Consider the following 8,524-nt stretch of genomic DNA (forward strand, 5'->3'; position numbering starts at 1 on the left):
GTCGGCAAACTGGTCAGAAGACAGGCGGTGACCGTCCTCAAAGTCAAAGGTGAGGACCCCGATGGCGAGCGCGACATCATGCTCGACCTCATTCATCACCGACTCAAGCAGCGCTACCCTGATACCGAACTTGACGTCGTGAACCGCCGATTCACAATACAGTCGCGATGGAGGCTCCTGGAAAGGGCGTACAGACTATGGAACAACAAGCTCTGAGATTCGCGATGCCCACCAGCTTGCAGATTGAACGCTGGGGGCCTTCGCTGCTTGCCTGCGCGGTGACCGCCGCGTGGTGGTGGTTCGACGGTGCAATCACGATCACGTTCGCCAAGGAGCTCCTGGGCGCGTTGATCGGTGCAGCTTCGATCGCCGCCGGCTTCCTCGCCACGTCGCTCTCAATTCTTCTTCCGATCGCCTCAACTTCCACGGGATCGAAGCTGCGACGCAGCGGGTACCGCGCGCTGCTCTTCGAATACATGCGCAGCGCCATCTTCAGCTGTTTGCTGCTAGCCGTGGTCGCCGTCGTGTCCTTCTTCTCTCTCGACGAACACCGCGTCGGTTCGGGCGTGGCCGCACTCCTGATCTACAACGCCACGTTCGCTGCCGCTGCGCTCGCGCGGGTGACCGAAATTCTCATGGGACTTTTCGAACGTGGGAGCGAGCCTGATGACAAAGGAGGATGAGTGGTGTGATCAAAAGCCCCACACTGTTCGTCCTTGGCGCGGGTGCGAGCAAGCCGTTCGGGTATCCGACAGGTGCGGAGCTCCGAGCGATCCTCTGCAGCGCGTCGATTCGCGACTCCGACGGGACCGTGTATCGGAAGCTCGTAGAGGCAGGAAATCAGCCCGCCCAGATCAAAGAGTTCACGAATGCGTTCGAACGCTCCGGCTTCGTGTCGATCGACCGATTTCTCGCACTTCGGCAGGATTTCGCGTCGACGGGGCGAGCGGCGATCGCGGCGGCCATCTCTGAGTGCAACAGCGAATGGCGACTATATCGAACTGCCCAGAGCGACGGGAAGTATGTGCCCGGAACCAGTGACTGGTACAGCTACCTCTGGGAGCGCATGACGGCTGGAGCGGCCAACGCGACGGACGTCATGAGAGAGAACAAGGTCTCGTTCATCACGTTCAACTACGACCGATCGCTCGAGAGGTTCCTCCTCAATTCATTGACGTACGGCTTCGGAGCCGACTCAGCGCAATCGTCCCAACTCCTCTCTGAATTTCCGATACACCACGTGTACGGAAGCCTCGCGCGGAAGGGCCAGGAAGATGTTCACAACGACGGGATGCCCCCACCCCAGGTTCTGCGCGAATTCGCCGAGAACATCAGAGTTATGCCGAATCAGCGGCCTGACGAAGATCCCAGATGCTTGGAGATGTTCAACGCGGCCGATCAGGTCTTCTTCCTGGGATTTGGATTTGACGAAATGAACTGCATGCGCCTCGGGCTCGGGCAGGTGTTCGCAGCCAAGTCGCCCCGCGTGTTCGCCACGTGCCTCAAGCAGCCGAAGGGCGAAGTGGCAGTCATAAGGTCGCGGTTCGGCAAGACGACTGCGGGCATGGCTCTTGATGACACGGACTGCTTAGGAGTTCTTCGCAGTCACGCCCACCGCCTGAGGTAGCCGCACCTGTGCTAGCCTGAAAAGGAAGGTTCACCTAACCCTAAGGCCGACACGCGTCGGCCTTATTCATTTGCGGCCCGGCCCGCACAGTTCACTTCTCGTTGATGAGGTTCAACCAGGAGCGAACGATGGGTGCAGCACAGACCGAATCCGCAGGCGGCGACAAGAAGGACGCCAAGCCGCAGGGCGATGCCTCGGGCAACGCCGACAAGCAGCCGGCCGACAAGCAGGCCGGCAAGGAAATGACCGCCGCGGCCGCGGCCAAGCGCGTGAAGCGCTCGGTCTTCGTCGAGCGCAAGAAGGTCGGCCAGGACAAGGACGGCAACGACGTCTTCGAGGACGTCTTCAAGGACGTCGACGTCAAGGCCGACGAGGTGCTTTCCTTCAAGGATTACGGCACGCACGTCGTGGTCGTGACGAAGGACGGCAAGAAGTTCTCCGACAAGGCCGAGGACTGATCGGCCTATGAAGCTCGCCCTTCTCATCGCAGCACTCGCCGCGGCCGGCGGCGTCGTGGGCCGCGAGCAGGTCGACGCGCACATGCGCGAGGCGCAGGCCGCGCCCGAGCGCGACTTCCGATCGCTGATCGACATGGCGCGCGGCGCCGTCGACCAGGTCGTGAACCTGGGCAAGCTGCCCGGCGAGCGCCGCTACGTGTCGATCGAAGCCATGTACGCCGACCGCATCGTCATCGAGCTCGACGGCAAGCACTGGCAGTACAGCTACTCGCTCAAGCCCGTGAACGGCGTCGAGACGATGGTGCTCGAAACGCCCGTCCAGGTCGTGGGCCAGTTCGTTCCGGTGACGGCGCCGAAGGCGGCCGCCTCGCTCAAGGAAGCCGTCGGCGAGCGCCTGGCAGCAGCCGGCATCGAGGCGACCTTCGTCGAAGCGGCCGACGGCTCGATCGAGGTGACCCTCATCAAGGCCGGCGCGAGCGGCAACGGCAACTACTACCCCGACACCGCGCTCAAGGAATCGGTCGCCCTATTCGAGGGCGTGCGCGTCTTCGCCAAGGGCGACGTCGAGCACCTCAAGGGCGGCGGCAAGGACGTGCGCAACCTGATCGGCGGCATCTACGGCGTGAAGTTCGTCGAGGGCCAGCAGGCCGACACCGGCCGACTCGTGGGCACGTTCAAGCCGCTCGACCCCGCCGACCCCGTCGTCACCAAGATGACCAGCGCCGTGCAGCGCGGCATGCAGGGGCTGATGGGCCTGTCGATCGACGCCAACGGGCGCACCAAGAAACGCGTGCAGGGCGGCAAGTCGCTGCGCGAAGCCATCAAGTTCACGAAGGTGAACTCGGTGGACCTGATTGTCGAACCGGGCGCTGGCGGCGGCCTGGATCGTTTGACCGAAGCCGCTGCCGACCCCGAAGGAGAGAAGACCATGCCCCTGTGGAAGCAACGCCTGCTCGAGGCCATCAAGGCCAAGGATGTCACCAAGCACGCGACCATCAACCCCGAGACCATCACCGACGACGAGCTCGTGAAGTTCGCCGAGGCGATGGGCGTCAACGTCGTCGGCCAGGCCGACCCGCTGCGCGAGGCGCACGGCGACGACGCGCCGGTCACCCGTGCCGACCTGCAGATGCTGCAGGCGCGCCAGGCGGCGGCCGCGAAGATCACCGCGAGCAAGCTGCCCCAGCCCGCCAAGGACCGCCTGCAGGCGGACTTCGCCGGCCGCGAGCGCTTCGTCGAGGCCGACGTCGACAAGGCGATCCAGGACGAAGGAGCATACGTCGCGCGCTTCACCGAATCCGGTGCCGTCCGCGTGCCGGTCTTCGGCGCCGGCTCGATCCAGGTCGGCGACCGCAGCGTCCAGGTCAAGGACATGCTCGACGCCTTCTTCGACCGCGCCCACGCGAACCACCGCGACGTGCAGTCGTTCAAGGAGTGCTACATCGAGATCACCGGCGACCGCCGCGTGACCGGCCTGTGGAAGGACGTGGACCGCTCCCGCCTTGCCGAGAGCCTGGGCGGCCTGGTCGACTTCCGCGAGGCGATCGACAGCAGCACGTTCGCCGACGCCCTGGGCAACACGATCACCCGTCGCATGCAGGCCATCTTCACCGGCCTGACCGACCTGCAGGCCTGGCGCAAGGTGGCGGTGTGGGGGCCGGTCAGCGACTTCCGCACGCAGGAGCGCGCCCGCATCGGCGGCTACGGCAACCTGCCGACGGTGGCCGAGAGTGGCTCGTACACGGCCCTCAGCTCGCCCGGCGACGACAAGACCACCTACGCGGTGACCAAGCGCGGCGGCAAGGAGAGCGTCACGCTCGAGACGATCAAGAACGACGACGTGCGCGTGATCCGCCAGATCCCGCAGGAGCTGGCGCTCGCGGCCGCGAACACGCTCTTCGAGTTCGTATTCGACTTCTTCCGCACGAATCCGACCGCGTACGACACCGTCGCGCTCTACCACGCCTCGCACGGCAACCTGCGCACGGCGGCGCTCGACGCCACCGAGTTCGCGGCGCACCGCCTGGCAATGGTCAAGCAGACGCGGGCCGGCAGCTCCAAGCGCATGGGCGTGAACCCGAAGACGGTGCTCGTGCCGTTCGAGCTCCAGGAGACCGCGTTCAACCTGTTCGTGCGCAACCAGAACCTGGACAAAACGTACGTGCAGTCGATCAACCCGGAAGTCATCACGGTGCCGTACTGGACCGATGCGAACGACTGGGTCACCGTCGCCGACCCGAACATCCTGCCGGTGATCGAGATCGGCTTCCTGGACGGCAAGGAAGACCCGGAGCTGTTCGTGGCAGACCTGGCGACGCAGGGCTCGCTCTTCACCAACGACAAGATCGACTACAAGATCCGCCACATCTACGGCGGCGCCGATCTCGTCGACGGCTACAAAGCCACCACCAAGGCGGTGGTCGCTTAAACGCATAAACCCCAGCGGAGCGGATTGGCACCCCGAAGGTGCCGCTGCCCGGCCCTTCGGGGCCGGGCTTCTCCAAGCACCTGACGCCGGATGTTTCGAGAAGCCCGCAGCCTGTAACCCATGTCCCTCGCCGACTACCAGACTCTCGTTGACCGCATGGTCCGCTCTCCCGGCGGCACCGAGACGGTCGCGACCACCGACCGCGACGTCGCGATCGAGGCGGCGCGCCTGCGTTACAGCCAGGACGCCGAACGCGAGCTGGTCGAAGACGTCACGTGGGAAGAGGATGGCTACCTCGGTCCGCTGCCCCTCGCGTGGACCGATGGCAGCTATGTGAAGCAGGCGGAGTACCCGATCGGCGAGCGGCCCGCAGCCCTGATCTCGCTCGAGGTGTATGTGACGCCGAGCGAGCGGCTGCTGGTGGTCGAGAACGCGCTCGACGCCGGTGCGACGGTCCGGGTGACCTTTGCGGCCGAACATTTTCTCCAGGGCGGCGACGAGCCGGCCGACACCGTACCGCAGGCGCACCGGGAAGCCGTGGCGAGCTACGCGGCCAGCCTGTTGTGCGCCCAGCTGGCCGCCCAATTCAGCGGCGAGCGGGACGCCACGGTCGGCGCCGACGGGGCCAGCACCGACAGCCGCTCGCGCAACTTCGCGGCGCGCGCCAAGGAGTACCGGGCCGCCTACTACGCCGGCATCGGCAAGGCCGACCCGCGCGCGGACAAGAACGCCGGCACCGGCGACGCCGCGGCCAGCGCGAGCGCCTGGGCCGGCCGCCGCCGCAACTCGCTCACGACCGGAGCGGCGTGACGATGGCCTTCAGTGCAAACGCCCTGGCGACGGTGCAACGCGGCTTCGCACAGGCGCCGGCCTTCACCGAGCAGCAGCTGCTCGTGGCCACGACCGAGGCCACGATGCTGCTCGAGCGCGAGGTGAAGGAAGCGATGCCCCGCGGCGCGACCGGCCTGTCCGCCGGCAGCATCACCAGCGACGTCATGAGCACGCCCGCCGGCGTCCTGGGCGTCACGGGCAGCACGCAGCCGTCGGTGCTGTTCCTGGAGCTCGGCACGCGGCCACACATGCCGCCCGTGGAGGCGCTCATTCCGTGGGTGCGCGCGGTGATGGGCAAGCGACCCGAGGAGGCGCGCAGCATCGCCTTCCTGATCGCCCGCAAGATCAAGCAGCGCGGAACGAAGCCGCGCCGCATCTTCGAGAACACGCTGAAGGCGCAGGAGCGGCAGGTCGAGCGCTTCTTCGAAGCCGCGGCAGACCGCATCGCGGCACATCTCGCGGGCGGTGCGGCATGAGCACGCTCGGCGAGATCCGCGCGGCAATCGCGACGCTGCATCGCGCGGTGCCTGACATCGGCGTCGTCCATGAGTACGAGCGCTACACGCGCGACGAGGCGAAGTTCCGCGAGCAGTACGTGGTCGAGATCGACGGTCAGAAGCAAGTGCGCGGCTGGTGGTGGCGGCGCGCGGCCACTGAGGAGAAGCAGATCACCCTCGGCACGACCCTGAACGTCCACACCTGGGAGTGCCGCGGCTACCTCGCATTGAACGATGCGCAAGCCTCGGAGAACACCTTCGACGAGCTGGTGGAGGCCTTCCGTGACGCAGTGCGCGCCGACCCGACGCTCGGCGGGGTGTGCGAGGCCAACCCGCTGCTCGATGGCGACGGCACCGACGGTGTGCAGGTGCTCGACGCCGGCCCCGTCATTTTCAGCGGCGTGCTGTGCCACAGCGCCGTGTTGCAACTCAGAACCTGGAGCTACCTATGAACGCACGCAATCGCAACGCCGAGTCCGATTCCACCGCCAGCGCTCTGGCGCCGTCGACGAGCGCACCCGCGCCCGCCGCCGCGCCGGCCGGCAAGGCCGCGAAGACTCCTCCGCCCGCGAAGCCCGAGAAGGCCCGCAGCGAGCCGGACGTGAACCCCGCCATTCCGCGGGACGAGCACCACCTGCAGGGCGGTCTGTACGTCCTCGTCGACGGCCAGCGCGTGCCGTGCGACGAGAACGGCAAGCCGCTGCCGCCGAAGACCGAAGACTGACCCGTCCCCAGGACTGACCGAAGGAGCACGACATGCCGAAGATGATGAAGAAGATGGCGATCCTGGCGAAGATCCAGGCGTCCGAGGGAGTGGACCCGGTCCCGACCGGCGCCTCCAACGCGATCCTGCTGAAGGACGTGGAACTCACGCCGCTCGACGGCGAGCTCGTCCAGCGCGGTCTGATCAAGCCGTACTTCGGCCACGACGGCAACGTGCAGACCACGGCATACGGCCGACTCCGCTTCAAGGTCGAAGTCGCTGGCGCGGGCGCCGCGGGGAGCGTGCCGAAGTACGACCCGCTGCTGCGCGCCTGCGGCCACAGCGCAACGGTGAGCGCCGGGGTGAGCGTGACGTACGCGCCGATCTCCAACAGCCTGGAGTTCCTCACCATCTACGGCAACGTCGACGGCGTGTTGCACCAGATGGTCGACGCGCAGGGTCTGGTGAAGGCGACGATGGACGCGAAGGGTTTCCCGATGTGGGAGTTCGACTTCATGGCGCCCTTCCTGCCGGTGTCCGACGTCGTGCTGCCCTCGACGACGTACAGCTTCACCAAGCCCGTTCCCTTCAACAAGGTGAATTCCGTGGTGACCGTGCATGGCACCACGGTCAAGGCGAGTTCGTTCGCCTGGGACGCCGGCAATCAGCTGGTGAAGCGCGACCTCACCGGCGTGGACTCGTGTGCGATCGTCGACCGCCAGGCCGTGGGCTCGGTGACCTTCGAGAACGTGTCGGTGGCCACAAAGGACTGGATCGGCCTGGCCAAGGTCACGACGCAAGGGAACATGAGCGTGGTGCATGGCGTCACGGCCGGCAACATCGTCGAGTTCGCTTCGACGGGCCGGTGCGAGATTTCCAAGCCCACCTACAGCAATCTCGACGGCGTCCAGATGCTCACGCTGCAGAACGCCTACGTGCCGAGCACTGCCGGCGGCGACGAGTACTCCTGGATCATCCGCTGACGCGGCGCGTTCCTTCGAGGACAGAGACATGTTCAAGATCGCAGTGCAGCCGCACTTCTGGCAGGTCGTGAATCACGAGGTTGTCGGGGACCTCGGCGAATCGATCAAGCTCACGTTCAAGTGCAAGTTCCGCCGTCCCACCCAGGACGAGAAGGACCGACTGATAGAGCGCATCTTCGCGCCCGCCCGCGCGCTGCTCGAGCTGACGCAAGCTCCGACCACACCGGGCGCCGACGGTGACGTCGAGCCGGTCGCCATCGACATCCAGCCCGAGACACCGATCACCGATGCGGAGATCGTGCGCGACTACCTCCTCGACTGGGCGGACGTGCTCGGCGACGACGATGCGCCGTTGCCTTTCACGCCCGACAACCTGGAGCGCGCGCACAAGGTGCTGGGGGTGCGAGAGGCGATCGTGCGCCGCTTCCTCGACAACTTCTTGAAGGCCCCGGAAAAAAACTTCGCGCCGCCGCTCGCGCGCTCTACCAGGTAGGCACGAGCGACGCGGCAGAAGACCGAGAAGACCCGGACCTGCAGGCGCAATGCGACAGCCTCGGAATCGACATCACGCAACTGGTGCCGGACGAGGCGGTCGAGGCGGCGAAGCAAGAGCCGCCCGAGCTTGCAGAGGTGTGGCCGGAGCACGTCGAGGCGATCCGTCTCTTCGTGGCGTGTCACGACCAATGGATCACGCAGTGGCTGGTGAGCAAGCACGCCGCGAGGCAGTACCACCAGGGACTGGACTACGGCCGCGCCGCGGAGGTCGCCGGATGGCTGGGAATCGCGAAGACGCCCGAGCTGTTCCGGCAACTGGAGATCCTGGTCGACGAGGCCAAGCCCATTCGCAACAGAGATTGAACCGCCTGTAACCCGAGCACCCCATGACCGAGCGACTCATAGCGTTCAAGATCACGTCCGACGGCAAAGCGTTTGCCGTGGACATGACCGCGAACGCCAAGGCGACGCAGGATCTCGGCCGGCAGTTCGACGAGACCGC

General features: G+C 66.0%; 11 protein-coding genes. All 11 read left to right on the forward strand.

All coding sequences use genetic code 11. From position 1 onward, the window contains the following. The first annotated feature begins 224 nt into the window (after positions 1-224). The 11 genes from AB7E83_RS27790 to AB7E83_RS27840 all read left to right on the forward strand — a co-directional run bounded on the left by AB7E83_RS27790 (position 225) and on the right by AB7E83_RS27840 (position 8,385). On the forward strand, positions 225-683 hold the full coding sequence (locus tag AB7E83_RS27790; protein WP_428574721.1) for a hypothetical protein: 459 nt from the start codon (positions 225-227) through the stop codon (positions 681-683). A gap of 5 nt (positions 684-688) precedes the next feature. Beyond that, positions 689-1,627, forward strand: coding sequence for a hypothetical protein (locus AB7E83_RS27795; RefSeq protein ID WP_428574723.1), 939 nt, complete (start codon positions 689-691; stop codon positions 1,625-1,627). 128 nt (positions 1,628-1,755) lie between these two features. Beyond that, on the forward strand, positions 1,756-2,085 hold the full coding sequence (locus AB7E83_RS27800; RefSeq protein WP_428574725.1) for a hypothetical protein: 330 nt from the start codon (positions 1,756-1,758) through the stop codon (positions 2,083-2,085). 7 nt (positions 2,086-2,092) lie between these two features. Further along, entirely contained in the window at positions 2,093-4,513 is a 2,421-nt protein-coding gene (locus AB7E83_RS27805) for a hypothetical protein (protein ID WP_428574727.1), read from the forward strand. Between the two features lie 156 nt (positions 4,514-4,669). Next, positions 4,670-5,323, forward strand: a complete 654-nt coding sequence (locus tag AB7E83_RS27810) for a hypothetical protein (RefSeq protein ID WP_428574729.1) — start codon at positions 4,670-4,672, stop codon at positions 5,321-5,323. 2 nt (positions 5,324-5,325) lie between these two features. Beyond that, positions 5,326-5,820, forward strand: coding sequence for a hypothetical protein (locus tag AB7E83_RS27815; protein WP_428574731.1), 495 nt, complete (start codon positions 5,326-5,328; stop codon positions 5,818-5,820). Beyond that, positions 5,817-6,293 (forward strand): hypothetical protein, encoded by a 477-nt coding sequence (locus tag AB7E83_RS27820; protein ID WP_428574733.1) that lies wholly within the window; start codon positions 5,817-5,819, stop codon positions 6,291-6,293. Before AB7E83_RS27815 ends, AB7E83_RS27820 begins: the two co-directional genes overlap by 4 nt. Continuing rightward, positions 6,290-6,565: a hypothetical protein gene (locus AB7E83_RS27825; RefSeq protein ID WP_428574735.1), complete on the forward strand. Its 276-nt coding sequence runs from the start codon at positions 6,290-6,292 to the stop codon at positions 6,563-6,565. The genes AB7E83_RS27820 and AB7E83_RS27825 overlap by 4 nt, the downstream gene beginning before the upstream one ends. A 32-nt stretch (positions 6,566-6,597) precedes the next feature. Next, positions 6,598-7,527: a phage tail tube protein gene (locus tag AB7E83_RS27830; RefSeq protein ID WP_428574737.1), complete on the forward strand. Its 930-nt coding sequence runs from the start codon at positions 6,598-6,600 to the stop codon at positions 7,525-7,527. Positions 7,528-7,555: 28 nt separating this feature from the next. After that, positions 7,556-8,020, forward strand: a complete 465-nt coding sequence (locus AB7E83_RS27835; protein WP_428574739.1) for a hypothetical protein — start codon at positions 7,556-7,558, stop codon at positions 8,018-8,020. An 83-nt stretch (positions 8,021-8,103) separates the two neighbouring features. Then, entirely contained in the window at positions 8,104-8,385 is a 282-nt protein-coding gene (locus AB7E83_RS27840; protein WP_428574741.1) for a DUF1799 domain-containing protein, read from the forward strand. Positions 8,386-8,524: the final 139 nt, after the last annotated feature.

This window comes from Ramlibacter sp. (genome assembly GCF_050250995.1).
In the GTDB taxonomy this organism is placed as follows: Bacteria; Pseudomonadota; Gammaproteobacteria; order Burkholderiales; family Burkholderiaceae_C; genus Ramlibacter.